Below are 25,892 nucleotides of genomic sequence, written 5' to 3'. Positions count from 1 at the left end.
GCACAGGGTTACAGGCTGCTTGTGCGGCAGTGAATTCACCCGCAAGCAAAACACGCCTTATACAGCAGCCCTGTGTGCCCCCGTCGAATCAGGTGATGTCGGCCGACACTGGCGCATCCAGGCCCATGGCATGCAGGCGGGCATAGTAGCCGTTCTGCACGAGCAGCTCGCCGTGAGTGCCACGCTCGACAATGCGGCCGTCGTCCATCACCAGGATCAGATCGGCCTTCTCGATGGTGGACAGGCGGTGCGCGATCACCAGGGTGGTGCGGCCTTGCATGACCTTGTCCAGCGCAGCCTGGATGTGGCGCTCGGATTCCGTGTCGAGGGCCGAGGTGGCCTCATCGAGAATCAGCAGCGGCGAATTTTTCAGCAGCGCCCGGGCAATCGCCAGGCGCTGGCGTTGGCCACCGGACAGCAGCACGCCGTTTTCGCCGACCTGGGTGTCGAAGCCCTTGGGCAACTGGTCGATGAAGTCTTTGGCATTGGCATCCGCAGCGGCTGCCTCGACATCTGCCCGTGGCGCGCCGGCCAGGTCGCCATAGGCAATATTGTTGGTCACGGTGTCGCTGAACAGGGTCACATGCTGGGTGACCTGCGCGATGTGCTTGCGCAGGTTGAGCAGCTTGTAGTCTTCGATCTCCACGCCATCGAGCAGGATCTCGCCGCTTTCGTGGTGATAGAAACGCGGGATCAGGCTGGCCAATGTGGATTTGCCGCTGCCCGAACGGCCGACCAGGGCAATCATCTGCCCAGGCTCGGCGGTAAAGCTGATGTCCTTGAGCACATGGCGTTCGGTGCCGGGGTAGGTGAAGTTCAGGTTGCGCACTTCCAGACGACCGCTGACCTTGTCACGCTCAATGGAGCCTTGGTCGATTTCGACGTCTTCGTCCAGCTGCTCGAAAATGCTCTCGGCGCCTGCCACACCCTTCTGGATGGTGGAGCTGACTTCCGACAGTTGGCGAATCGGCTTGGGCAACAGGCCGGCCAGGGTGATGTAGGCCACCATGTCGCCCGCCGATGCATCACCACGCAGGTACAGCACGAGGAACATCAACACGGCCATGGCGGTGTAGATCACCAGTTGCAGGGCCGGGGTGTAGATGGCGCCGGTGCGGGTCATGCGCAACTGCTTGTCGGTGTTGCTCTGGCTGGCCTTGAGGAAGCGCTTCTCCTCGTAGACTTCGCCGCCGAAGCTGCGCACCACACGGTAGCCCTGGATGGTTTCCGAGGCCACGTGGGTGACGTCGCCCATGGCCACCTGGATCTTCTTGCTCTGCTTGCGAAATTTCTTGCTGGCCGTGCTCACCATCACCGCGATCAGCGGCAGGATGGCGATCATCACCAGCGTCAGGCGCCAGTTCATGTAGAGCAGCGAGGCAAACAGGAAAATCACCGTCATGCCTTCGCGGATCACCACCTTGATCGCATCGGTGGCAGCCCCCGTGACCATGGTCACGTTGAAGGTGATGCGGGAAATCAGGTGCCCTGAGTTGTGATTGTCGAAATAACGGTTGGGCAGGGTCAGCAGGTTGTTGAACAGCTGTACCCGCAGGTCATGGACCAGGCCCAGGGACACCTTGGCCAGCAGGTAGTTGCCCAGGAACGAACCCAGGCCCTGCCACGCCGCGATCAGGATGATCAGCAGCGGCACGGCCTGCAGCAACTGCAGGTCGCGCAGGAACGGTACGCTGGGGAACAGCACTGCTTCGGGGTTGGACAGGCCGTCGACGAAGTACTTGAGGATGTACCCCAGCATCGGCTGGGTCGACGCGAAAATCAGAAATCCGAGAATACTCAGTGCAAACAGTCCCGCGTAGGGCCTGACGTAGCTGAGTAGACGGAAGTATATTTTCAAGCTCGAAGGGCTTGCGCTCGGACTGGAATCGGTCATAACACGCGGCGTTTTGAAAAAGGAGGCTGACTTTAGCACAGCTTCTCTGTTGTACTTGCACCCGGCATGACCCGCGCGCCCCGCGCCTGCTACCGACGACATCCGATAACGCCTGCTTTACGATGGTCGGCTTTCTTTCTCTGGAATGGCTTTTGCGTATGCACTCCAAGCGTCTCAACTATGGTTCAAATCGCGTTTTCGACTTTCTGGTCATGTGGATTTTGCCCATTGGCTTATTGCTGCTACTGAGTGCGCTGTTCTTTGTCTCCAATCGTAATGTGCTGCATCGAATCGTCTACATCCTGTTCGCGGTGCCCAGCCTGGTCATGCTGTTCCAGCGCCCCCGGGAGTTCCGCGAACTGCTGCGCGAACCGCTGGCGATCGCGTTTCTGGTGTTTGCCGCTTGGGCCCTGACCAGCCTGCTGTGGAGTCCCGAGCCCAGCATCGATACCGACCTGTTCAAACGCCCGCTGAACACCTTCATGCTGTTCGGCGGCTGCGGGCTGCTGCTGCATTATCGCAACGACCTGTTCAAGCCCATCTTCTTTGCCGCCGCCGTGATCGCGATGGTGGTGTGCGTGTTCAACCTGGTGGCGTTCGTCAAAGGCTTTCAACCGGGCATGCGCATGATCGGCGGCCGTGGCGCCCTGGATAACCCGCTGCTCAGCTCCCACATCTTCGGCTTTTTCTGCGTGTATTGGCTGTACGTGTGCATGACCACCCGGCGCCTGCATGTGCTGTGGTTCAGCGTGCCGGCCCTGGCGGTGATGACTGCGGCGGTGCTGGCGACCGGTTCGCGTACACCTCTGGTTGCCATGACCCTGGCCATCCTGTGGATGAGTTTTGTCAGCCGCAACCGTCGCTCGGCCGTGTTGATCGCGGCCCTTGTGGTGAGCGCCGCCAGCCTGCTGCTGATGTACCCGGAACTGATCACCCAACGCGGCAGCTCATTTCGTTTCGAACTGTGGAGCATGTCGCTGGAGCGGATTGCAGACCACCCGTGGATCGGCCACAGCTACGATTCGGAGCTGTACCTGACCCTGGTCGACGGCTACGTGCTGCGCGAGCCCCACAGCTTCGCCCTTGGCGTGCTGTATTACGTCGGCATCATTGGCTTCATCCCGTGGCTATTCATGCTTGGCTGGGGTCTGTACAAAAGTTTCAAGGAGCGCGCGCAACCGCTGTTCATCCTCGCTTCCTCCCTGCTCGCCTACGGCATCGGCGCGGGCCTGACCGAAGGCGGCGGCATCCTGTCGCGGCCCAAGGAGCACTGGTTCCTGTTGTGGATTCCGCTGGCGCTGATCGCCGGTATGAGCATTGCCCAGCGTCGTCACAGCCTGCTGCGCCTGCCCGTACAAAGCCTCAAGCCCGCCGCTTTTGAACAGCTGTGCAGCGATGCCCAGGTGATCGAAGCCGATGGCCTGGGCCCGAAGGTCCTGCGCCTGGTCGATGGACGCTTCCTCAAGGTGTTCCGCGCCCGTCGCTGGTACACCTCGGGCAGCTTCAATCCCTACTCCGAGCGGTTCGCCAGCAACGCTGAACAGCTGCGCAGCCTGGGCATTCCCACGCCGCAGATACTTGCGATCTACGCCCTCGCCGATGGCAGCAGCGCCGTCACCTATTCGCCACTGCCCGGCCTGACCCTGCGCCAGGCCCTGCAAAGCCTGGACAGCAGCCTGCGCGAGTCGCTGATCGAGCGCTTTGGCCAATTCATGGCGCAGCTGCATGAGCGCGGCGTGTACTTCCGCTCGCTGCACTTGGGTAACGTTCTGCTGATGGACGACGGTGAGTTCGGCCTGATCGACATCGCCGACTTGCGCCTCTTCCCGTCACCCCTGCGCAACGCCCTGCGCCAGCGCAACCTGCGTCATATGCAGCGCTACCCGCAGGATCGCAACTGGCTATTCGACACCCACTTCGAACAGTTGACCAAAGGTTACGCGACCGTTGCCAGCGCCGGCGCCACGGCGAAGATCCGCGCGCACGTGCTGGCCACGCCCGGCGCCTAGGCGGCGCGCAGCGGCGTCAGGTAAAGCCGCACCAGGCCACGCAAGGTCTTGCGGCCCCAGAACTTCAACGGGATCTGCTTGAGAATTTCCCGCGCCAGTGGTCGGTCGCGGTCGGCGGTCTTGAGGAACATCGAGTTCAGGAAGTTGTAGCGCACCGCGTCATAGGCCGGGTGGTGGCTGAAGTGGGCGTAGGTCTTGAGAATGTTCTGGATCATGTAGCGGTGGTTCTTGTAGGTGTTGCTCGCATGCTGGCGGTACTGCGCCATCACCACCCCAAGGGCGTCGATGGTGTAGCCCGCTGCGGTGACTTTCAGCTGGATCAGCAGGTCTTCCAGGGGGATCAGCGGATCGAAGCCACCGACCTCCTCCAGCACGTGCCGACGAATCAGCATGGTCGGCGCCGGCGGGAACGGCTTGCGGTCCATGAACATGTCATCGAAATCCAGGCTGCGAAACGGTACGTCGCGGCGCTGTTTTTTCTCCGGGTGCAGGTTGCCGTCGCCATCGATCAGCTCGATATTGCCGGCGCAGATACCCACCTTGGGTTTGTCTTCCATATACGCCACCTGAGTGGCGATACGGTCCGCCAGCATGATGTCGTCGGAGCCGAACGGTGCGATCAGGCTGCCCTTGGCCCGCGCAATCGCCCCGTTGAGGGTGGCGGTAAGGCCCTGGTTCTGCTGCACCTGGAAGTCAAAGCCATGCTTGGCCTGCAGACGGCGGATGCGCTCGACGCTGTCATCCTTGGAGCCGTCGTCCACCACCAGCAGTTCGATATTCGGGTACGTCTGGCCGAGCACGCTGAGGATGCTCTGCTCGATGTACCGGCCGTGGTTGTAGGACGCGATAATCACCGAGACCAGGGGTTGTTGCGTTGTCATGCTCTACCTACTTGTTTCAAACCGGTGTCGATGAGGTCCAGGTACTTCTGCTGGAATTCTGCCAGGGCGTGGTGCTCTTCGAGGTAGCGAAACACCTGCTCGCCCTTGGCGCGCAGCTGTTCGTCACTCATGGCCAGGTAAGTGTCCAGGGCCGCGCTGAGTTGTTCGACGTTGCCCGGCTCGTGGGACAGGCCACCCGCCCCTTCCACCAGCGGCAGCATGGCCGGGACGTTGGAGGCAATCACCGGCAGGTGCCCGCTCATGCCTTCGAGCAGCGCCAGGCCGAGGCCCTCCTGCAGCGACGGCATGGTCCAGATATCGAAGGCGCGCACGTACTGCAGACCATCCTCGCGAAAGCCCAGCAGGTGCGCGCGGCCGGTAAGCCCAAGGCGCTCGATGTCGGCGCGCAGGTCAGCTTCCGCCCGCCCGGAGCCAATGATGCCAAGCTGCGCGTGGGGGTACTTGTCCTTGAGCCGTGCGAACGCCTGCAACAGGTGCGTGTGGCCCTTGATCGGCACCAAGCGCCCCAGCGCACCGATGATCCGCGCGTCGTCCGCCAGCCCGAGCGCCTGGCGCGCCTGCTCGCGCGGCAACTGCAGGGCTTCGGCCTGGGGAATGTCGATGGCATTGGTGACAAAGGTGGTGTTCTCGCGGGTAAAACCACAGCCCAGGCCCACCAGGTAATCACGCACGGCCGCCGACACCCCGACAAACCGCCACGCCGGGCTCACCAGCCGGCGCGTCTGGCGCCGGCGATAAGCGCGCTCATATTCGCCAAAACCATGGGAAATGCCGATGCACAACGGGATCTTCAACCAGCGGTTGAGCGACAGCATCATGTTCACCGACTTGAAGCGGTTACAGATGACCACGTCGAACTGCTGCTCACGGCAATACTTGTAGATTGCCCACATGGCGCCCAGGCGAATGCCCTTCAGCGCTTTCTCGGGAAACTGGAAATACTTGGAATGGTCGGCCACGCTCAACGGCTGGCCCGGCTGCGGATGCCCACTGAGGAATGCCGAGGTCACCTCGAAACGCTCAGGCGGCAACGACTTGACGATCTGCTCACCGAGGTCGGCAAAATCGTTGAGTTTGACGTTGTAGTCCGGCTGTAATTGCAAAACCTTGAAACGAGGCTTCATAACACTCCATGGGGCAATCGGGCCGCTGCAAGCCGCCCGACGATAAAGTCAATTTCAGTCCTGCTTCAGCACCCAAAGCAGTTCGTGACGGCGCACGGCCTTGCGGAAAAACTCGTTCTCGCCGTAGGGCGATGGACCACGGCCCGCCAGCAGTTGCTGCAACAGGCGACGGACACGGCGCTTGAACGGCGCGCGCGGTTGCAGGTCATGCATCATGCCCAGCGCCATGGCCTTGTCCACCTGCTGGCCGTGGCTGAGCACCCGGGAATACGGCTGCAGCAACCGCTCGGCATCGAACTGCGGCGGCAACGCCACACCCGCGCCCGAATCGCCCATGGGCCAGCGGTCGTTATCGTGCAAATGGTTGGCGTAGCCGAGCAATGTGCTCGGCTGCCACTCAAGCCCCTGCAAGGCTTCGATGACGGCGTCGTGAGCGCAGATGTGATCCGGGTGCGGGTCGAGCGCCGGCGTCGGCAACACGATCACCTCGGGACGCGCCTTGAGCAGCAGCGCGCGCAGATCGGCGATCAGATTGTGCCAGGTCGGCACGCCGTCCACATCGCTGGGCAACGCAAGCCCGTTGAACGTGCGAAACAGCCGCGTATCGGCGCATTGCGCCTCGCGCGAAGCCTGGGGCTGATCCGGCGCGGCCTGCATGGCCGGCAGTTGCAGGCAGAAGTAACCCAGTTGCACGCACTGCGCCTCGGGCACGCCCGCCCAGCGCGGCACGGCGATGCTGTCCCAGGCGCGCAGGCGCCCCTTCAGACGCGCGGCGTCGGCCTGCGGCAGGCCCATCTGTTGATAATGTTCGGCTTCGATTTCACCGGCGGTAAGGGTCACGATCCAGCTTTCATCGGCCTGGGCATACAGGCCGAACGCCGCCAGCTCGGCATCATCGGCATGGGGGGCGATCACCATCACGCGCTGACGCGCCGGGTCCGGCTGGCGGAATACCCAAAGTGTCGGCTGGCCGACGATGCGACAGAATCGCCCGCGCATGCGCACTTCACCCGCCGCCAGGGCCGCCGCCACACCGGTGAGGTTGAGGTAACGGGTACCGGCCACGCCGCGCTCGAAGGCCTGGCGGTCACCCGACACATCAACCGCAGGGTCGAAAAAACGTGCGAGCCAGCTGCTTTGCAACTGCACCTGGACGATCAGGGTTTCATCGCCCGCCAGCACCAGCGGCGTGTCCGACAGCAAGCGCCCGGCCTCCAGGCGCAGGTCGCCGTGCCGGCTATGTGGGGCGAAGCGGTATTGGTAGTCATCCTTGGGTGAGTAGAACAGATGGTCGGCAAACCAGGCTTCGTGGGCCACCCACAGCAGCACTGCGAAGATCAGCGGCAGCCACCACGCCACCAGCACACCCACCGCGATCAACAGCAGCAAGCCCACCATCAACGCGATGCGTTTGTTGCGCCGATGGCGTTTGAGCAGTTGCTGTTTGCGGCTCATAGGCTGAACACCGGCACCGGGTTGCACCAGCGCTCTTTATATTCGCGGTCGGCACGCCCGAAAGAAAAACGCAGCGGCTTGTCGAGCGAGCGAGCCTGCTCCCAGGCGCTTTGAGTGTTGAGAAAACTCAACACGCTGCCTGGGCTGAACGCACGGGTTTCGGGGTCGACACCGCCGTTGACGTACTCGACGCTGACCCATTCGGGCGCCTCGACGCGGTACACCAGTTGCACGGCAATCGGCGCCTCGTTGAGAAACAGCACGGAGCCCACCAGAAACTCCTGAAGCAGTTCCAGCACTTCAGCCAGGCGCTCGGCGCCAGTGGCGGCAAAGCCCCATCGGCGCTGGAACAGGTCGCAATACATGGCCGCCAGCTCGGCGCTGGAAAACTCATTCACCACCCGCACCCTGCCGCCCGCCTCTTCCAGCAAGCGCAGTTCGCGGCGCTGGTTGTAGCGAAACTTCTTCGACAGGTCTTCGGGGGTACGCGCCATGGCCAACTGCTCGGCCTGGGGCTTGAGGGTGCTGACGCGCCCTTCGTTCAAGGCCGACAGGTAGCGACCGCGATGGCGCACCGGCAACTGTGCATCAGCGGCAATCGGCAGGATGATCTCGGCATTGCCCAGGTCAAACAGGCCTTTTTTGCCATGGCGCTTGAGCACGTCCTTGGACAGCGCCAGGTCGCGACCCCAGGTGGCGATGGCGCCCTTGAGTTCGCCGTGCTGCTCCCAGCCCAGGTAACGCACCGGAATCTGCGCCAGACCGGCCAACCGCTCGACGACCCGTGGATGGGTCGCCACGCTGCCTCCAAATCGCTGCCAGGCCTGCGCGTAAGCCTCGGCCTCGACAGGCACCCAGCCTCGCTCACGCCAACCCTGGAAGCGGTTCAGCATTTAGACCACGGCGTCATAAGGGTCCACACCGTCCTTGACCACGAGGATGTCTTCCATGATCAGGTACTGCAGGTCGGAGCCAAAGAACATGTCCAGCGCATCCTTGGGCGAACAGATCATCGCTTCGCCACGGCGGTTGAGCGAGGTGTTCAGGGACACGCCGTTGCCGGTCAGCACTTCGAGTTCTTTCATCATGTCGTAATAGCGCGGGTTGTATTCGCGCTTGAGCACCTGGGCGCGGGAGGTGCCATCTTCATGGACTACTTCCGGCACGCGGGTTTTCCACTCTTCCGAGACTTCAAAGGTGAAGGTCATGAACGGCGCCGGGTGATCGACCTTGATCATCTGCGGGGCCACGGTGTCGAGCATCGAGGGGCAGAAAGGCCTCCAGCGCTCGCGGAACTTGATCTGGTGGTTGATGCGGTCGGCCACGCCGGTAGCACTTGGGCAACCGATGATCGAGCGACCGCCCAACGCACGCGGGCCAAACTCCATGCGGCCCTGGAACCAGGCCACCGGGTTGCCGTCGACCATGATCCTGGCGATGCGCTGGGGCATGTTGTCGATTTTGCGCCATACCGGCTTGCTCTCGTGTTTGGCGCAAGCGGCAATCACGTCTTCGTTGCTGTAGGACGGGCCGAGATAGACGTGTTCCATCTTCTCCACCGGTACGCCACGGGCGTGAGACACGTAGGCGGCTGCGCCAACGGCAGTGCCTGCGTCACCGGAGGCCGGCTGCACGAACAGCTCTTTGACGTCATCACGGGCGATGATCTTCTGGTTCAGCTTGACGTTCAGCGCGCAACCACCGGCAAAGGCCAGCTTGCCGGTGTCCTTGAGAATGTCGCCCAGGTAGTGGTCGATCATCTGCAGGGCCAGCTTCTCGAACAACGCCTGCATGCTGGCCGCGTAGTGGATGTACGGCTCGTCGGCGATATCGCCTTCGCGCTTGGGCCCCAGCCACTCGATCAGTTTTGGCGAGAAGTAGAAGCCTTTGCCCTTCTCCTTGTAGCGGCGCAGGCCGATGACGTTGGCGTAGTCGGTGTTGATCACCAGCTCGCCGTTTTCAAAAGAGGCCAGGCGCGAAAAATCGTACTTGCTGGCATCGCCGTACGGCGCCATGCCCATGACCTTGAACTCGCCGTCGAGCATCTCGAAACCGAGGAACTCGGTGATCGCGCCGTAGAGGCCACCGAGGGAGTCAGGATCGTAGAATTCCTTGATCTTGTGGATCTTGCCGTTCTCGCCATAGCCGAAGAACGTAGTGGCGTATTCACCCTTGCCGTCGATCCCGAGGATCGCGGTTTTTTCCTGGAAGCCCGAGCAGTGATAGGCACTGGAAGCGTGGGCCAGGTGGTGTTCAACCGGTTCAATCTTGATTTTCTTCGGATCGAAGCCCAATTGCTCCAGGCACCAGACGATCTTGTTGCGATAGCGCTTGTAGCGACGGTTGCCCATCAGGATCGCGTCGAGGGCGCGGTCCGGGGCGTACCAGTAACGCTTGGCGTAGTGCCAGCGCGCCTCGCCGAACAGGCTGATCGGCGCGAACGGAATCGCCACCACATCAACGTCCGAAGGCTTGATACCGGCCTGTTCCAGGCAGAACTTCGCCGATTCGTAGGGCATGCGGTTCTTTGCATGTTTGTCGCGTACGAAGCGCTCTTCTTCGGCGGCCGCGATCAGCTTGCCGTCGATATAAAGGGCTGCGGAAGGATCATGGCTAAGGGCGCCGGACAGGCCAAGAATCGTCAATGCCACAGGGGTCTAGCCTCTTTTAGTCTGCATGCAGGCGCATCGCGCCTGAAAAAAGTGTGCCTCCCGCCTGGGCAGGAAACAGCTAAAGGGCGGGATTATAGCTTAAAAGCAGTGGGGAGCTGTTAGCGGCAAGCGGCAAGGCAAAAGCGGGCAGTGTGGAGCCCATCACTGGTCTACCTGAGTTCGAGGCTGCCGTCGGTGTTTTGCCGGTAGACCGTGTAGGGCAGCACGAGGGTATCCAACACGCCGGAGGCCACCACATCAATGACAATCAGCGGCACGAAATTCACCCACACACCCGCTGTAGCCGAAGGAGGGGCGTGCAGTTGACACAGGTCATAAGCGACCCCGCTGTAGACGCGGGTGATGGACTGGCAATAGGTTTTCTGTTTCTTGAGCGCCTGCACGGCGACGTGGTCTTCGCGCATGACTGTGTTGACGGTGCCGCAGCCGACCAGGCTCAGGCATAACGCAGCCAACAGGATTTTGAGTGCAATGTTCATTGAGTGACCTCCGGTAAGGTCACGAACGCTAGCATTACGGCCCTGCCCTCCATAGAAGGAATAAGGACATACCGGCGTGGGAGTTTTCCGATTGCCGATGCACTGTGGGCATTCAGGCCAGCTCCACCAGGCGCCGGCTGGCAAAACTGAACGTCAACACCCCAAAAATCAACACCCCTGTTGCCACTTGCTGCCAATAAAAATTCCAGCCGATCAACAACAACCCGTTGGCAATCACGTTGATAAACAGCACGCCCAGCAACGTCCCAAAAACGTTCGCCCGGCCCTGCCGACTCAGTGTCGTGCCAATAAACACCGCGCCAATCGCATTCAGCAAAAACGCATTCCCGGACAACGGTACATAAGCGCTCACCGTGGCTCCGAGCAACACCCCGGCGACCCCACACGCCAAGGCTGTGGCCAGTGCCACGACGGTCACGATCCGCCGCACCGACAACCCTGAGTAATACGCCAGCAGCGGCTGCGTGCCCTGTGCCAGCAATTCCCGCCCCAATCGCCCTCGCGCAAGTAAAACGCCATAAAACAGCGCCAGCCCCAGCACGACCAGCAAAGGCGTGAGGCCCGCAATGCCCGGTTTCAATCCCTGGGCAATGTAGATCGGCTGCCCGCCGTCCGAGAGCAATTGCTGGGCACTGGTGCCGATAAACAGCGTGCCAAGGGTGGCCAGGAACGGGCTGATACGCAGCCCGCCAATCAGCACAGCATTCACCAGCCCCACCAGCAATGCCGCCGCCAACGAACCCGCCGCCGCCACGGCCCAGCCATGCCCGCTGTTGAGCAGTACCACAAAGCTGAAACTGGCAAAATCCAGCGCCGTCCCCACCGACAGGTCGATGCCGCCCGCCGCCACCGCGTAGGTCATGCCGATGGACACAATCGCCAGCAGCACAAAATTGTTCAGCACCAGGCTTTTGAGGTTGCCGGCGCTAAGGAACCCCGGCGCCTGCACGGCAAACACTACGACAATCACCCCAAAGACCAGCGGCAAGGTCAATGGCAACAAGGCACGCAGCTTCATGGGTGGCCCCCTCGACTCAATGCGCTGGACGCAGCCACCACCAGCAGGATCAACACGCCCTGCACGCCGTTGACCCAGAAACTCGATACGTTGAGCAATTGAAAACCATTGATCAGAAAGCCGATCAACAACGCCGCGAACAACGTGCCGGGGATACTCGCCACCAGCCGCCGCGAAAACACCACACCCAGAAATGCAATCGCCACCACCGACAGCAGCATGTCGCCGGAGCCGGTGGTGCTGCCGCTGAAAAACGCCGCCGAACACAACGCAGCCACGGCAGCGCACAGCCCTGACAACAGATAACTCGACAACACATAGCGCGCATTGCGCAGCCCCGCCGCCTCGGCCGCCTGCGGGTATTCGCCCACCGCATGCAAACGCAGCCCATAGGGCGAATGCTGGATCAGCAAGGTCAGCAGCCCCGCCGTCACCAGCAGTACCCAGGCCAGCGCCGGCACCCCCAACCAGGCGCCACCGCTGAGCAGGTCCAGCAGCGGCGAGTCGGTGGACACCACGGTATTTTCGGTCAGCACCAGCTCAAGCCCAGCCAGCACATTCATGCTCGCCAGGGTCGCCAGCAGTGGCGGCAGGCGCAATAGCACCACCGCCAGGCCATTGACCAGGCCGACCGCCACGCCGCACGCCAGGGTCAGCGACACCGTCAGCCAAAGCGCCAGCCCAACATTGTTGAGGCGGCTGAACACCGCCGCACAGAGCCCCAGGTTGGCTGCCAACGACAGGTCCAGCCCACCGGCGACCACATTCGAGCCACCGCCGATAATCACGCAGGTCAGCCCGAACGCCAGCACGCCGAGAATCGCCGACTGGCTGAACACATTGGCCAGATTGCCCACCGAGAGAAAATTCGGCGCGGCCACGGCAAACCCGACCAGGATCGCCAGGAATACGCCGACCGAACCGCGTCGCAGCAGCGCCTCAAGCATGCTCGACCTCCCGCGCCCGCACCGCTGCGGCGGGCACTGCCCCGGTGGCACACGCCAGCAACTGGTCGCTGTCGGCCTCGCCAGCGTGAAACTCGCCGGCGATTTCACCGCGATGCAGCACCAGAATACGGTCGCTGATCCCCAGCAGCTCGGGCAAATCCGACGACAGCACCAGCACCGCCGCGCCCTCCTGCACCAGACGCCCGATCAAGCGATAGATCTCGACCTTGGCGCCCACATCCACCCCCACGCACGGCTCATCGAGCAAGTACACGGCCGAACGGCGGCTCAGCCATTTGCCCAGCGCCACCTTCTGCTGGTTGCCACCACTGAGCTGGCTGACCGCCGCGTGAGGTCCCGGCGCCTTGATTGCCAGTTCATCGATTAGCCGCGCGGTTTCCACCTGCTCCGTGGCACGGCTCAACAGCCCCCAGCGGCTGAACCTGCCCAGCCCGGCCAGCGTCAGGTTTTCCAGCACCGACAGCACCGGCGCGATGCCCTGGCTGCGTCGTTCTTCCGGCACCAGCGCGATCCCGGCGGCAATCGCCTGGCCCGGTGAACGCAGGCGCAGCAGGCGACCTTGCAGGTGGACACTGCCGCTGTCGGCCTGCTCGATCCCAAACAGCGTCTTGATCAATTCCTTGGCTCCCGACCCGACCAGCCCGGTGAGGCCGACGATTTCCCCACGCCGCACCTGCAGGTCGATGTGCCGATAACGCCGCGCCAGGCTCAGCGACTTCACCTGCAGCAACGGCTCGCCCAACGCCACCCTGGCCTTGGGGTACATCTCCTGGACTTCCCGATTGACCATCAGCCGCGCGATCTCGGCGCTCGACGTATGACGAGGTTCGACCACCGCCACATCGCGCCCATTGCGCAGCACCGTGACCTCATCACACAAGCTGTCGATCTCCTGCAGGTAATGGGAGATGTACAGAATCGACAGCCCCTGGTCGCGCAAGCGCCTGACGATGCGCAGCAACTGGTCGACCTCGCGTTTGACCAACGCCACGCTGGGCTCATCGAACACCAGAATCTTCGGCTGGCGAATCAGCGCGCGGGTGATCTGCAGCACCTGGCGCTCGGCACTGTTCAGCTCGCTCACCAAGGCACCGGCCGGAAATTGCAGGTCGAAATAGTCCGCCAGCAAACGCTGCGCTTCGCGTTGCTGACGACGCCGATCCACAAACGGCCCACGGCGCAGCTCATGCCCGAAAAACAGCGCTTCGCCCACAGTGAAACTGGCCGGCAACAGCCGCTCCTGATGGATGAACTGCACGCCCAGTGCGTCCACCTGGCGCGGCGACAGCCTGTCGTACGACTGCCCGTCGATACTCACCTGCCCCGCGTCGGCGGTGTGGATACCGGCCAGGATCTTGATCAGGGTCGACTTGCCCGCGCCATTCTCGCCCACCAACCCGTGGACCGTGCCGCGCTCGACCTTGAGGCTCGCACCGTCCAGCGCCAGGGTGGCGCCGAAGCGTTTGTGCACGTGCTGCAGGTGTAGAGCCGGCATCAGTCACCTCGCAATTGTTGGACCTGCGGCAGGTTTGCGGCGGTGGTCAGCAGCGTCGCCACATGGCTTTCACGGGGCAAGTCATGCTGCCCGGCGAGGTAGCGCGCCACGTTCTGCACGGCGGTCTTGCCGATCAGCGCCGGCTGCTGCGCCACCACCGCGCCCACCGGCGAATGGTCCTGTCCCAGCAGCGCCAGCACTTGCGGCGTGCCATCAACACCGTAGGTCTTGATCTCGGTGCGCCCGGCGTCGATCAACGCCTTGCTCGCGCCCAACTGCGGAATATCCCACGCCGACCATATCGCCGAGATGCTGCCTTTGGGGTATTTGTTGAGCAGTGCAGACACCTGGGAATAGGCGTCCTGCACGGTGTTGGGAATCACATCGCGCAGTTCGGGCTGGATGATTTCCAGCTGTGGATACGCCTTGAGCGCCAGCTTCAACTGGTCATAACGAATCGCACACACCGGCACGCCATAGAAGCCGTTGAACACCAGGATTTTGCCCTTGCCGCCGGCGTCCTTGATCAACTGCTCGGCCAGGGCCTTGCCGGTGGCGACGTTATCGGAAGTGGTGTTGTTGAGGCTGTACTGCGACGGCGCATCAATGGTGAACAGCGGGATGCCGGCCTTGCTGATGCGCTTGAGCCAGGGGTCGATCACGCTGAGAGTGCCCAGGGTCTGAATCACCGCATCGGGCCTCTGGGTGACCACGGTTTGCAGCTGGGTCACCAGGTTCTTGTCATTGCGCCCGGCGTCCAGGGTGATCGGCGTACCGCCCAGGCGCTTGATCTCATCGACCTGTGCCTGGAACGCCTTGATATCGAAATAGTGACTGGTGCCGGTCATGCTCACGACGATGCGCTTGCCGGCAAGCGACGGCACCGCATCATCGGCGTAAGCCGTGCACACCTGGCCCAGCAACAGCGCGGCGCCAAGGCAAATCAAACGGTAAAACGAGAAAAGGCTGGTGGGCATACAGGGCTCCGCTGAAGCGACCGGTGAATGGGTTCACCGATTGTCATTGCAGAGTGTGTGCCAGGATTTTTATCTATTTAAATCAATGAAATAAAGAAAAAAAGCAAACGCGGACTGTTCTTGCGCAACAACAACTGCCCCATTGCTGTTGCCCAGGCGACATATACCTGGATCCATCTGACGTGAATCATTCCAGTCAAGGAGCCTCCGACAAATCTTCGACTTGGTGCTGCCGCACAGCAAACCGTAGCCTCTGTGGCGAGCGGGCTTGCCTGAAATTTCAGGCTTTAAATTACAAGTTGTCTTTGTACTTAATAAAAAGGGGCCTCGCTCCCGATAGCGGCGGGCAGTCAACTCAGGTACCGACTGACACACCCTCATCGGGAGCAAGCCACCTCCCCCTCTGGATCTTATGCGCTCGTGCGAGTGGGCAGGCGCTGATCAATCAGCTGATACAACGCGCTGCTTTCAGGCCAGTTGCGCATGAACCGCGCGCGGTCTCTGGCAAACGCCTGCGCAAAGCTGGCATCGGAGGTGTGTTGGCACATCGCATCCAGGTCGATCAGCGACCACCGATCCCCGGCCCAGAACAGGTTGTGGCCTTTGAAATCGCCATGACTGATGCGCTCGCGGATCAGTTCGGCGAACAGTTGGTCGAGCGCCTGCAACTCGGCTTCGGGGGCGTGGCCGTTTTCCACGTAAGGCGCAAAGCGCTCAATGATGTCCGGTCCCGGCAGGTATTCCGTCACCAGATAGGCCCGGCTGCGCAGCCAGAAAAAGCGTTTTTCCAGCACCGCCAACGGCTTGGGCGAGGCGATGCCGAGGAACGCCAGGCGGTTGCCCTCGCGCCAGGAATGCCAGGCGCGGCTTGGGCGCCAGAAGCGCTTGAGCCAATGGGCGAAGCCCTTGATGTTATAGCGCTTGATCACCAGCGGCCGGCCGGCCACTTCGACCCTGGCCACGCTGGCTGCGCCGCCGGTCTTGTACAGGTGACCCTGATCCAGCAATGCGTCGGCCTGCTCCAGCACGGGCAACATCGCCGCTTCTTCTTCGCGACGAATCGCGCGCAAGCCAAAGGCGCCGCGCTGCACGCTGAACAGCGTGCACTCGCGGCCCACTTTGCCGAGGAAGTCCTTCAGGCGCCAGGCGCTGACCTTGCGCACCTGTTTTTCCAGCGCCTGCAACGGCAATGCGTGCTCGCCGTTGCTCAGCAGGTAATACACCAGCAATTCTTCGGTAAACGGCTCGAGGTTCCTGGGCAACTGCGCAAAGAACACGCCGAGGTTTTCCAGCACGCGGTTGCGCGACAGCGGCTTGCCCGCCTCTTCAACCCGCACACCGGCACCGTCGATCAGGTACAGCGTGTCGCCCTGGCGCAGCAGATTGTCCAGGTGCAAGTCTTGCTGCCACACACCCTTGGCATGCATCTGCGCAATCGCGCCCAGGGCCTCGGCCAGCACCGCCGTCTGCTCATCGGCCAACGGCGGCAAGTCTTCGACCGCGCGCCAGGCGTCGGCCAAGCTTTGGGCGCCCTCGATAAATTCGAACAACAGCCAGCCGCCCTCGCCTTCCTGCAAGCCATCGGCGAGCAGCAGCGGCGTGGTCAGCCCTTGCTCGGCCAGCAGGCGCACACCGCTCAATTCACGCTGAAAGTGCCGCGCCGCCTTGCTGCCCACCAGCAACTTGGCCAGTACCGGGCGCCCCCGCCAGACCGCCGCGCCCACGTAGCGCTCGCCCGGCAACACGCGCAACAGGCTCAGCAGTTGCAATTGGCCAGTGCCAGCCGCATCCGCCAACTCGATGGTCAGCGGCAGGCTCGGACGGCGTCCGGCCTGTTTGAGTTCGGACAAACGCATCAGCGGTTCTCCTTGTGACTGCGCCGCGCAGTGAGGCGCTGGTACCAGGTATCGACCAGCGCGCTGTCCTGCGGTTGCTCAAGATACGCCGCCAGCAGTTGCCGCACCTGGGCCTGAGACCACTGCGGCGCGCGGCGCAACAGCGGTTCCAGGTCCTTGACCCGGTCACGCCAGCCGAACAGCAACGGGCGGGTTTTCTCCAGATCGATCAGTTGCGCGGCGTAACCGTCACCAGTCGCCTGCAAAAAAATATGCTTGGGGTAAAAACAGCCGTGCACCTGGCCCACGCTGTGCAACTGACGCGCCAGCCGACCGCAGGCCAGCAGGATCGCGTGGTGCTGGGCGTCGCTCAGTGACGACCATTGCTCCAGCAACGAGTCCAGGTCGTTCCAGCCATCCAGCGCACGCGTCAGCAGCATCGCACGGCGTTCGCCCGCGACCTTGCGCTCGCCAAAAAACGCCGCCTGCAGTGCCGGGATGCCCAGCGCCCGATACCGGCTGATATTGCGAAACTCGCGGGCGAAGCTCGGCTCGCCCAACGGGCTGTGCAAGGTGCGTGTCAGATAATTGCTCTGGCGCTTGAGGTAGTAACCGTGGCCGTCGAGCTCCAGGCGAAACACGCTGCTCCAGCCGCCACGGCTGGTGTTCGGCTCGTCCACCGCGTCCAGTTGCTTGGCCCACAGGGCGTCGAAAGTGGCCAGGCCGTGGCGCTCGAGCAGAGCGCGGTCCTCGGCCGCCAGGAAGTCACTCATTCGCGTCCCTCGAAAAACTTCACCACGTGGCGAATCCGCAGTTTGTCCGACACCGTCAGGTGCGTGCGTTGGCGATATTGCATGTAAAAGCGCAGGCGCTGGGTGGCCGACAGGTGATATTTGGCCACTTTGTCCAGGCACGCCAGGTCCTTGGTGATGCGGTACTTGAGCCAGAAGCCGCGCCAGAAATCGCCATTGGGGCAGTCGATCAGGTACAGCGTGGCCTGGTCATCCACCAGCAGGTTGCGCCACTTCAAATCGTTATGGGTAAACCGGTGTTCGTGCATGGTGCGCGTGTATTCGGCGAGCTGGCGGCTGACCGCATTGACCCAGCGGGGATCCTTGAGGCGCGCGTCCTTGTGCTCGGCCAGCGCCGACAGATCTTCGGTCCTGGGCAGCTCACGGGTGATCATCGCCCCACGGTCGTAGGCCAGGCCGTTGCGCTCCAGGCCCCAGGCAACCACGTCGGCAGTGGGAATGCCCCACTTGGCGAAGCGCTTGAGGTTCTGCCACTCGGACTTCACCCGGGGCTTGCCCAGGTAGCGGCGCAAGCCCTTACCGGCACCGACGTAGCGCTTGACGTAGTAATTGACCCCGCCGCGTTCCACGCGGATCACTTCCGACAGCGGGTCGCGGGTCAGCCGTTCGCCCTGCAAGGCAAACACCGCCGCCAGGCTGCCGAAGTCATCCGCGAGGTTGGCGTACGCAGGCTCCAGGTTCCAACCCGCCATCAGAGCGCATCCCCGTAACGCTGCTTGCGGGCATACAGCTTGTCGGCCTTGCCTTGCAGCCACTGCAGCAGGGCACTTTCTTCGGCCAGGATGCGGCGCAACGGCTGCTGGAAATAGCCCTTGAGGAAGCGCAATTTGTCGCGGCGGGTAAGGCCGATGTCCAGCGCCGAGAAGTACAGCGCGGCCAGGTCCTTGTTGCGCCAGCGATGGCTGATTCTGGCGCGGGTCTGCGCGCGGTGCAGGTCGATCACCGACAGCTTGAAATGCTCGGCGGTCACCGGCGTGTCGGTGTGCAGCAGGAAGTGACAGATATAGCAATCGCGATGGTTGACGCCGCCGCGATGCATCATGCCGGTCATGCGCGCCACTTCGGCGATCAGCGCGCGCTTCAAGCGCGGCTCGGGCGGCTGCTTGACCCAGTCGATGCTGAAATCTTCAAGACTGATGGTAGGCGCCAGCTCTTCGGTGATGATGAACGAGTGCTGATCGGCCGGGTTGCTGCCGCGCTCGCCATAGGCGACAGCGGTCATGGTCGGCACGCCGACTTCCTGCAGACGCTGGATCGCCAGCCACTCCTGGCCCGCGCCGAGTACCGGCAGCTTGGCGGTGACGAGGTTCTTGACGATCTCGCCCCAACCGATACCCCGGTGGATCTTCACAAAATAACCACGCCCCTCGACCTCGGTGCGCAGCGTGCGACGGGCTTCGAGTTCGCGGTACACCTCGCCCTCCAGACGCTCCACTTCGGCGAACGCATCGCGTCCGGCCCAGAGGCTCTTGAACGGTTCGGCAAGCATCAACTTCATGGTTTTGGCTCCGCCAGAATCACATCCGCCGCGTGCTGCGGCATGCTGTAGAGGTCGGCTGTCTCGGCATAGGCCAGCCCATTGCGGCCCCAGGCCGCGCGCTGTGCAGAATCGGTCAACATGCGGGCCAGGTACGCGTTGAGCTGGTTCTGTTCAAACGGCTCATCGAGCACCAGGCCACTGTCGGCTTCGGCGATGTAATGGGCGTAGCCACACACCGCCGACACCAGCACCGGCAGACCGGCCACCAATGCTTCGAGCAACACGGTGCCGGTGTTTTCGTTGTACGCCGGGTGGATCAACAGGTCGGCGCCCAGCAGGAAGCGAGGGATATCGCTGCGTCCCTTGAGAAACTGCACATTGTCGCCCAGGCCCAGCGTGGCGCTCTGCAATTGGAATACTTTGGGGTCGTCCTGGCCGATTACAAACAGGCGCGTGCGTTTTTTCAGCTCGGCGGGCAATGCGGCCACGGCCTTGAGGCTGCGATCGACGCCCTTGGTCTTGAAGCCCGAGCCGATCTGCACCAGCAACAGGTCGTCATCGCCCAGGTTGAATTCCTGGCGAAAGCCTTCGCGAATCTCGGCCGTGTTCGGCGGCGCCCGGCGGTCCTGGGCAATGCCCGGCGGCAGCAGGTGAAAGCGCTCAAGCGGGGTGTCGTAGTGCTTGATAAAGAGCGGCTGCTGAACTTCGGAGATCATCAGCACTTCGGTCTTGGCATCTTTGGCGAACACGGCGCGCTCGTAGTCGGCAAAGTGCTTGTAGCGACCGAAATAGCGGTACAGCGAGTGACGCAGGTTTTGCGCCTTGTCTTCAAAGCAGCCATCAGCGGCGTAGTAAACGTCCAGGCCGGGCATCTTGTTGAAGCCGATCAGGCGGTCGACCGGGCGTTTGGCCAGGTCTGCCTCCATCCAGGCGCTGAGTTTTTCATTGCGCCGATGGTTGAAAAACGCCTTGACCGGCGCCACCAGCACCTCGAAGCCCGGCGGGATATCGCCCTCCCAGATCAGCGTATAGACACGAATGGTGTGGCCGCGCTGCTGGCACTCCAGGGCGATGCGCATGAAGTCGCGCTGCAGGCCACCGAAGGGGAAGTATTTGTACAGAACAAATGCCAGTTGCATCAGTGCAGCTCCTCAGCCAGTAACAACGTGCTCAGTCGGCTTGCCACACGCTCAGGGTTCAGGCGCGTGAAGCACAGGGGCGACTCGCGCTGGATGTCGAACCGACGCACGTCGTCGGCCGTCGGTTGATAGGTACAGTGTTTTTGCAGGCAGGGTGCACACGGCCAGTCGCTGGCCAGGTGAATCTGGCCCTTGCCGTAGGCGCCGGTCAGGCCCGGATTGGTGGGGCCGAACAGGGAAATGGTCGGCACGTCCAGCGCAGCGGCGAGGTGACCGAGGCCGGTGTCGACCGCCACGCAGGCGCGGGCGCCGGCCAATACGCGGGCAACGCCGGCCAGGTTGAGTTTGGGCAGCACCTGGGCGTTGCTCAAGCCTTGGGCCAGGCGTTCGGCGCGGGCTTTTTCGTCGGCATTGCCCCAGGGCAGTTTCACGTCCACACCCAGGCGGCCCATGCGCTCGGCCAGCTCGCGCCAATAGGCTTCGGGCCAGTGCTTGGTGTCCCAGGTGGTGCCGTGCAACAGCAGGACAAAGGGTTTTTCCGGCGGCAGGCCGAGCAGTTTTTCCACACTCAGGCCGTAGTCGCCCAAGCCTTTGGGCAGGTCGTAGCCCAGGGCCACGGCGAACAGCTGGCGCAGCCGCTCCACCGCATGTTGCCCACGGGCCACGGCCAGGCGCCGCGAATAGAAACGCGCCGCCATGGGCTCACGGGCCGAGCTTTTATCGAACCCGGCAACGGGCGCACGCACGTAGCGGGTCAGCCAGGCGCTTTTAAGCAGGCCCTGGGCGTCGATGACCAGGTCGTATTTGGTCGACTGAAGGCTCTGTTTGAAGCGTCGCCACTCGCCGCTTTTGAGGGTTTGCCAGATATTCTTGCGCCAGCGGCGAATCGCCACCGGAATCACCTTGTCGACCGCCGGGTGCCAGGTGGGGATTTCGGCAAAGCCTTCTTCCACCACCCAGTCGAACCGGATGCCGGGGATCGCCCGCGCCGCATCGGTGAGTGCCGGCAACGCATGGATCACGTCGCCCAGGGATGAGGTCTTGATTACCAGTACCCGCAACTCAGTGAACCTCGACCACGTCGCCCTGCAACCGCTGCAGCGCATCGGTCACCGGCTGGGGCAGTAATTGGCGCAGGCAGTTGTAGTGGCCAAACCGGCAGGTGCGTTCAAAGCACGGGCTGCATTCCAGGCCCAGGCGCACCACTTCGACCTTGTCGGCCAACGGTGGCGTAAAGCCCGGCGAGGTGGAGCCGTACACCGCCACCAGCGGACGGTTCAGCGCGGCGGCCACGTGCATCAGCCCGGAGTCGTTGGACACCACCGAATCGGCGCAGGAGAGCAAGTCGATCGCCTCGGCCAGCGAGGTCTCGCCGCTCAGGTTCACCGCTTCTTCGCGCAGGCCTGGGATCAGGCGCTGGCGGATGTCTTCGCCCACCGAATGATCGTTTTTCGAACCGAACAGCCACACCTGCCACCCTTCGCGAATCTTCGTCTCGGCGACTTTGGCGTAATGCTCCGACGGCCAGCGCTTGGACTCGCCAAACTCCGCCCCCGGGCACAGCGCAAGCACCGGGCGATCCAACTGCAGGCCGAACTTGGTCAGCGCGGCGTCACGGGTCAGCGGGTCGATTTGCAGGCTCGGCCGTGGGTACGGCGTGGGCAGCTCGGCGCCCGGCGCATAGGCCAGGGCCATGAAGCGCTCGATCATCAGCGGGTAGCGTGTTTTGTCGAGGGTGCGCACATCGTTGAGCAGCACATAACGAAACTCGCCGCGCCAGCCGGTGCGCTTGGGGATGCCGGCAAAATAGGGCACCAGCGCCGACTTGAGCGAGTTGGGCAGCAGGATCGCCTGGTCGTACCGGCCGGCCAGGGACTTGCCGATACGCCGGCGCGTCGCCAGCTCAAGCGCACCGTGGCCGAGCGGAAAACTCAAGGCCTGGCGCACTTCAGGCATACGCTCAAGGATCGGTCGGCTCCACTCGGGGGCGAGCACGTCGATCTGGCAGTCTGGATGGCGCTGGCGCAGGCACTGGAACAGTGTCTGTGCCATCACCATGTCACCGACCCAACTGGGCCCAACGATCAGAATATTCATGTAGTTTCCACAAACGATACGGGGAGGCTTATGCCTCCCCGCATCGACAATGATTGTAGATCGCGCTTTTTGTGGGAGCTGGCTTGCCTGCGATGGCATCGCTTCGGTATGGCTGAAGTACCGAGGCGCCTGCATCGCGGGCAAGCCCGGCTCCCACATAAAGCCGATTTCCAGATTAAATTGGAGCCACTTAATTAATCAGCTTAACCCCAGTTCATTCCAGATCCGCATCACCTGGCGCCGTTCGTCGGCGAACTGATCCCCGGCTACCGTGCCGGCCTCGTTTTGCAAGGCCTGGCGGTGTGCGGCAGAACGGTAGGCCTTGTACACCTCACGCAGCAAATGGGCATCGGCGGCGGGCATCAGCCCGACCTGCTCCAGGCCCTCCAGAATGCGGATATTGTCGGTGAAGCGCAGCAACGAAGGATGTTGCGCAGACCACGCCAAAGCCGCGTATTGCACCATAAATTCAATATCGACGATACCTCCGGCGTCCTGCTTGAGGTCGAACAGGGCCGTGGCCTCGAAGGCATTGGCGCCGGTGCCGGCCGTGGTGGCCTTGGTGCCGAGGTTGTCGCGCATCCTGGCGCGCATCTCGCTGACCTCCTGGCGCAGCTTGGCCAAGTCGCGCTCACGCCCCAGCACTTTCGCCCGTACCTGCTCGAATGCCTGGCCCACATCCTGGCTGCCCACCAGCACCCGCGCGCGGATCAGGGCCTGATGTTCCCATGTCCAGGCTTCATTTTGTTGATAGCGGTCGAATGCCCCCAGCGAACTGACCAATAGCCCGGACGCGCCGGATGGTCGCAGGCGCATGTCCACTTCGTACAGCTGGCCGGAGTTGGTCTGGGTGGTCAGCAGGTGAATGATGCGCTGGCCCAGGCGCGTGAAGAACTGCGCACCATCGATTGGCTTGGCGCCGTCGGTTTCGGCATGGGGGTCGCCATCGTGGATAAACACCAGGTCCAGGTCCGAGCCATGGCCCAGTTCGATGCCACCAACCTTGCCATACCCGACGATGATGAACCCCGGATTGCACAGGCTGCCGTCCAGCCGCTGCGGCGAGCCGTGGCGCGCGACCGTCTGGCGCCAAGCCAGGGCCAGCACTTGTTCGAGAATGGCTTCGGCGAGCCAGGTGAGGTAGTCGCTGACCTTCATCAACGGCAGGCTGCCAGCGATTTCCGAGGCCGCCACGCGCAGGCGGTGGGCGAGTTTGAAGTGGCGCAGGGCTTCCATCTGCTGCTCGAGATCGTCCTCGGGGATACGCGTGAGGCGCTCGCGCAACTCGGCGGCCAACTCCGGCGCCAGCGGCGGTTTGAACAGACGGCCTTCGTTGAGCAATTCATCCAGCAGCAGCGGGAAGCGCGTGATTTGCTCGGCGATCCACGGGCTGGCGGCGCACAGGGTCAGCAAGCGGCGCAGGGCGTCGGGGTTTTCGGTAAGCAGCACCAGGTAGGCCGAACGACGGGCGACGGCTTCCACCAGCGGCAATACCCGCTCCATCACCAGGTCCGGGTTGGCGTGTTCCACGGCCTGGGCCAGCAGGCGCGGAATAAAGGCATCCAGGCGCTCGCGCCCCAGACGCTGCATGGCGCGCAATTGCGGGCTGCTGCGCAGGCTGGCGAGGGCCTTGAGCGCCTTGGGTGCATCGGTAAAGCCGCCTTCGGCCAGTTGGCGGCAGGCCGCATCGTCATCCTGGGATTCTTCCCATAATGGCAACCACTCACCGCCCACGACCAACTCGCTTTCTTCGCCCTCCTCCTCATCCGGATCGGCAATCACCTGGCGGAAGTGCCAGTCCACGCGGCCACGCCAGTGCATCAGGCGCTCGTGAAACGCCGTCCAGTCGGCAAAGCCGAGCATAAAGGCAATGCGCGCCTGGTCTTCCGGGCTATCGGGAAGCATCTGCGTCTGACGGTCGGCAATCGCCTGGATGGCGTGTTCGGTGTAGCGCAGGAATTCGTAGCCATTGCGCAACTCGGCAATCACCGCCGGCGGCAGATAACCCTGGCCTTCGAGAGTGCCCAGCACGTTGAGCAGTGGCCGCTGTTGCAGGCTCAGGTCGCGGCCACCGTGAATGAGCTGGAACGCCTGGGCGATAAATTCCACTTCGCGAATGCCGCCCGAACCCAGCTTGATGTTTTCGGCCATGCCCTTGCGCCGCACTTCCTGCTGGATCAACTGCTTCATGGTGCGCAGCGCTTCGATGGCCGAAAAATCCAGGTAACGGCGGTAGACGAACGGTCGCAGCATATCCAGCAGCAGCGCACCGGCCACCTGATCGCCCGCCACCACCCGCGCCTTGATCATCGCGTAGCGCTCCCAGTCGCGACCCTGGTCCTGGTAATACTGCTCCAGCGCGTTGAAGCTCAGCACCAGCGCGCCGGCGGAACCGTAGGGGCGCAGGCGCATGTCGACGCGAAAGACAAAGCCATCGACGGTCATCGGGTCCAGCGCCTTGATCAGTTTTTGACCAAGACGGATGAAAAACTCCTGATTGTCCAGCGAGCGCTTCACCCCCACCGTCTCGCCACCTTCGGGGTAGGCGAAGATCAGGTCGATATCCGACGACAGGTTAAGCTCCATTGCGCCGAGCTTGCCCATGCCGAGGATGACCATGTGCTGGGCGTCGCCGCTGCGTCGCCCCGTGGGCGTGCCGAATTGCACGCAATGGCGCTGGTACAACCACTGATAGGCCTGGTCGATGCAGGCGTCGGCCATGTCGGAGAGGTCGCGGCAGGTTTGCACCAGGTCGGCCTGGCGGGTCAGGTCGCGCCAGATGATGCGCACTTGCTGGCGCGTACGCTGGCGCCGCAGCAAACGGCCCAGTTCATCTTCCGTCTGCGCCTGTTGCACAGCGCCGGCGATCTGGCTGCACAGCTCGCCCGGCGCAAAGCCGCGATCCAGCTCGCCCCAGGCCACCAACTCAAGCAACATCAAAGGGTCACGAACGCTCTGTTCAATGACAAAATCACTGGCGGCGCACACACGGGTAAACGCTGCCCACCGTTGCGGCGTCCACGCACACAGTCCATTATCGTCATCCAGCGCGGCCACGGCGTCACGAAATGACTGCTCGGCCCGCTGGGCAAATGGCAAGAGAATGGCAGGCAGTTCGGCCAGCGTTGGAAGGCTCATGGTCTATCCTTGATCGGCGTGTAAACGGCCTGTAGAGGTGAGCGCATGAACCGCTCCCGTTGAAGAACTGTCGAACAAAAGTTAGAAATAGCTGAAATTAAATCAATCTTGGCAGGTAACATCAAACTTGAACCTTTTCTTGTTCGCAAAAGATCAACATTAACGATTATGCTCACCAGCCAGACCGAGCCATACGCTCGGTCTTGTGTAGTTTTACTACTCGTATATACATTCGAAAGGCTGAAATGGCCGACGATTTGTAGTAAAACTACAGGACGCCGAAGCAACCTTCGGCGATCCAAGAATTTATGTCGTCTGCCCACAAGGCCAGTCGCAAACTTCAGGCAACCGATTCTGGTAGCCTTTCCGCCCTGGAG

The 25,892-nt window shown here is 62.5% G+C and carries 20 protein-coding genes; 1 reads left to right on the top strand and 19 read right to left on the bottom strand.

What is annotated here, in order from left to right; all coding sequences use genetic code 11:
* Positions 1-88 precede the first annotated feature (88 nt).
* A complete protein-coding gene (msbA, locus tag H045_RS23285) occupies positions 89-1,894 on the bottom strand; it encodes a lipid A export permease/ATP-binding protein MsbA (protein ID WP_003237182.1) in 1,806 nt (601 codons plus the stop codon).
* Between the two features lie 158 nt (positions 1,895-2,052).
* Here msbA and H045_RS23280 point away from each other — a divergent pair, with 158 nt between their 5' ends.
* Positions 2,053-3,903 carry a bifunctional O-antigen ligase/aminoglycoside phosphotransferase family protein gene (locus H045_RS23280; protein ID WP_015373614.1) on the top strand — a complete coding sequence of 617 codons (1,851 nt, stop codon included), beginning with the start codon at positions 2,053-2,055 and terminating at the stop codon, positions 3,901-3,903.
* On the opposite strand, the gene H045_RS23275 is transcribed toward H045_RS23280, so the two are convergent.
* From H045_RS23275 to glnE, 18 genes are all read right to left on the bottom strand, one after another.
* Positions 3,900-4,784, bottom strand: coding sequence for a glycosyltransferase (locus H045_RS23275; protein ID WP_003237186.1), 885 nt, complete (start codon positions 4,782-4,784; stop codon positions 3,900-3,902). The two genes, H045_RS23280 and H045_RS23275, sit on opposite strands and share 4 nt — an antisense overlap.
* Positions 4,781-5,929, bottom strand: a complete 1,149-nt coding sequence (locus tag H045_RS23270; protein WP_015373613.1) for a glycosyltransferase — start codon at positions 5,927-5,929, stop codon at positions 4,781-4,783. Before H045_RS23270 ends, H045_RS23275 begins: the two co-directional genes overlap by 4 nt.
* Positions 5,930-5,983: 54 nt before the next feature.
* A complete protein-coding gene (locus H045_RS23265) occupies positions 5,984-7,384 on the bottom strand; it encodes a PIG-L deacetylase family protein (RefSeq protein WP_015373612.1) in 1,401 nt (466 codons plus the stop codon).
* Positions 7,381-8,277, bottom strand: a complete 897-nt coding sequence (locus H045_RS23260) for an antimicrobial resistance protein Mig-14 (protein ID WP_003237192.1) — start codon at positions 8,275-8,277, stop codon at positions 7,381-7,383. The genes H045_RS23265 and H045_RS23260 overlap by 4 nt, the downstream gene beginning before the upstream one ends.
* Positions 8,278-10,035: a carbamoyltransferase family protein gene (locus H045_RS23255; protein WP_015373611.1), complete on the bottom strand. Its 1,758-nt coding sequence runs from the start codon at positions 10,033-10,035 to the stop codon at positions 8,278-8,280.
* 170 nt (positions 10,036-10,205) lie between these two features.
* On the bottom strand, positions 10,206-10,535 hold the full coding sequence (locus tag H045_RS23250) for a YceK/YidQ family lipoprotein (protein ID WP_003237196.1): 330 nt from the start codon (positions 10,533-10,535) through the stop codon (positions 10,206-10,208).
* A 112-nt stretch (positions 10,536-10,647) separates the two neighbouring features.
* Positions 10,648-11,574, bottom strand: a complete 927-nt coding sequence (locus tag H045_RS23245; protein WP_015373610.1) for an ABC transporter permease — start codon at positions 11,572-11,574, stop codon at positions 10,648-10,650.
* On the bottom strand, positions 11,571-12,521 hold the full coding sequence (locus H045_RS23240; protein WP_003237200.1) for an ABC transporter permease: 951 nt from the start codon (positions 12,519-12,521) through the stop codon (positions 11,571-11,573). The genes H045_RS23245 and H045_RS23240 overlap by 4 nt, the downstream gene beginning before the upstream one ends.
* A complete protein-coding gene (locus H045_RS23235; RefSeq protein WP_003237202.1) occupies positions 12,514-14,037 on the bottom strand; it encodes a sugar ABC transporter ATP-binding protein in 1,524 nt (507 codons plus the stop codon). Before H045_RS23235 ends, H045_RS23240 begins: the two co-directional genes overlap by 8 nt.
* Positions 14,037-15,014, bottom strand: coding sequence for a sugar ABC transporter substrate-binding protein (locus tag H045_RS23230; protein WP_015373609.1), 978 nt, complete (start codon positions 15,012-15,014; stop codon positions 14,037-14,039). The genes H045_RS23235 and H045_RS23230 overlap by 1 nt, the downstream gene beginning before the upstream one ends.
* A 410-nt stretch (positions 15,015-15,424) precedes the next feature.
* Complete coding sequence (locus H045_RS23225; protein WP_015373608.1) at positions 15,425-16,870, bottom strand: lipopolysaccharide kinase InaA family protein; 1,446 nt, start codon at positions 16,868-16,870, stop codon at positions 15,425-15,427.
* Positions 16,870-17,622: a lipopolysaccharide kinase InaA family protein gene (locus H045_RS23220; RefSeq protein WP_003237209.1), complete on the bottom strand. Its 753-nt coding sequence runs from the start codon at positions 17,620-17,622 to the stop codon at positions 16,870-16,872. Before H045_RS23220 ends, H045_RS23225 begins: the two co-directional genes overlap by 1 nt.
* Entirely contained in the window at positions 17,619-18,353 is a 735-nt protein-coding gene (locus tag H045_RS23215; protein ID WP_015373607.1) for a lipopolysaccharide kinase InaA family protein, read from the bottom strand. Before H045_RS23215 ends, H045_RS23220 begins: the two co-directional genes overlap by 4 nt.
* On the bottom strand, positions 18,353-19,159 hold the full coding sequence (gene rfaP, locus H045_RS23210; protein WP_015373606.1) for a lipopolysaccharide core heptose(I) kinase RfaP: 807 nt from the start codon (positions 19,157-19,159) through the stop codon (positions 18,353-18,355). The genes H045_RS23215 and rfaP overlap by 1 nt, the downstream gene beginning before the upstream one ends.
* Positions 19,156-20,280 carry a glycosyltransferase family 4 protein gene (locus tag H045_RS23205; RefSeq protein WP_015373605.1) on the bottom strand — a complete coding sequence of 375 codons (1,125 nt, stop codon included), beginning with the start codon at positions 20,278-20,280 and terminating at the stop codon, positions 19,156-19,158. The genes rfaP and H045_RS23205 overlap by 4 nt, the downstream gene beginning before the upstream one ends.
* Entirely contained in the window at positions 20,280-21,341 is a 1,062-nt protein-coding gene (waaC, locus tag H045_RS23200; protein WP_003237218.1) for a lipopolysaccharide heptosyltransferase I, read from the bottom strand. The genes H045_RS23205 and waaC overlap by 1 nt, the downstream gene beginning before the upstream one ends.
* Before the next feature lies 1 nt (position 21,342).
* A complete protein-coding gene (gene waaF, locus H045_RS23195) occupies positions 21,343-22,377 on the bottom strand; it encodes a lipopolysaccharide heptosyltransferase II (protein ID WP_015373604.1) in 1,035 nt (344 codons plus the stop codon).
* 198 nt (positions 22,378-22,575) lie between these two features.
* On the bottom strand, positions 22,576-25,515 hold the full coding sequence (gene glnE / locus H045_RS23190; RefSeq protein ID WP_015373603.1) for a bifunctional [glutamate--ammonia ligase]-adenylyl-L-tyrosine phosphorylase/[glutamate--ammonia-ligase] adenylyltransferase: 2,940 nt from the start codon (positions 25,513-25,515) through the stop codon (positions 22,576-22,578).
* Positions 25,516-25,892 lie beyond the last annotated feature (377 nt).

Source organism: Pseudomonas poae RE*1-1-14, from assembly GCF_000336465.1.
Classification (GTDB): domain Bacteria; phylum Pseudomonadota; class Gammaproteobacteria; order Pseudomonadales; family Pseudomonadaceae; genus Aquipseudomonas; species Aquipseudomonas poae.
The sequence above is the reverse complement of the archived record's forward strand: the minus strand, read 5'-3'. Positions and strand labels throughout refer to the sequence as shown.

Coding starts and splice junctions, on each gene's coding strand:
- msbA (WP_003237182.1), bottom strand. CDS start 1,894: ATGACCGATTCCAGTCCGAGCGCAAGCCCTTCGAGCTTGAAAATATAC.
- H045_RS23280 (WP_015373614.1), top strand. CDS start 2,053: ATGCACTCCAAGCGTCTCAACTATGGTTCAAATCGCGTTTTCGACTTT.
- H045_RS23275 (WP_003237186.1), bottom strand. CDS start 4,784: ATGACAACGCAACAACCCCTGGTCTCGGTGATTATCGCGTCCTACAAC.
- H045_RS23270 (WP_015373613.1), bottom strand. CDS start 5,929: ATGAAGCCTCGTTTCAAGGTTTTGCAATTACAGCCGGACTACAACGTC.
- H045_RS23265 (WP_015373612.1), bottom strand. CDS start 7,384: ATGAGCCGCAAACAGCAACTGCTCAAACGCCATCGGCGCAACAAACGC.
- H045_RS23260 (WP_003237192.1), bottom strand. CDS start 8,277: ATGCTGAACCGCTTCCAGGGTTGGCGTGAGCGAGGCTGGGTGCCTGTC.
- H045_RS23250 (WP_003237196.1), bottom strand. CDS start 10,535: ATGAACATTGCACTCAAAATCCTGTTGGCTGCGTTATGCCTGAGCCTG.
- H045_RS23245 (WP_015373610.1), bottom strand. CDS start 11,574: ATGAAGCTGCGTGCCTTGTTGCCATTGACCTTGCCGCTGGTCTTTGGG.
- H045_RS23240 (WP_003237200.1), bottom strand. CDS start 12,521: ATGCTTGAGGCGCTGCTGCGACGCGGTTCGGTCGGCGTATTCCTGGCG.
- H045_RS23235 (WP_003237202.1), bottom strand. CDS start 14,037: ATGCCGGCTCTACACCTGCAGCACGTGCACAAACGCTTCGGCGCCACC.
- H045_RS23230 (WP_015373609.1), bottom strand. CDS start 15,014: ATGCCCACCAGCCTTTTCTCGTTTTACCGTTTGATTTGCCTTGGCGCC.
- H045_RS23225 (WP_015373608.1), bottom strand. CDS start 16,870: ATGCGTTTGTCCGAACTCAAACAGGCCGGACGCCGTCCGAGCCTGCCG.
- H045_RS23220 (WP_003237209.1), bottom strand. CDS start 17,622: ATGAGTGACTTCCTGGCGGCCGAGGACCGCGCTCTGCTCGAGCGCCAC.
- H045_RS23215 (WP_015373607.1), bottom strand. CDS start 18,353: ATGGCGGGTTGGAACCTGGAGCCTGCGTACGCCAACCTCGCGGATGAC.
- rfaP (WP_015373606.1), bottom strand. CDS start 19,159: ATGAAGTTGATGCTTGCCGAACCGTTCAAGAGCCTCTGGGCCGGACGC.
- H045_RS23205 (WP_015373605.1), bottom strand. CDS start 20,280: ATGCAACTGGCATTTGTTCTGTACAAATACTTCCCCTTCGGTGGCCTG.
- waaF (WP_015373604.1), bottom strand. CDS start 22,377: ATGAATATTCTGATCGTTGGGCCCAGTTGGGTCGGTGACATGGTGATG.
- glnE (WP_015373603.1), bottom strand. CDS start 25,515: ATGAGCCTTCCAACGCTGGCCGAACTGCCTGCCATTCTCTTGCCATTT.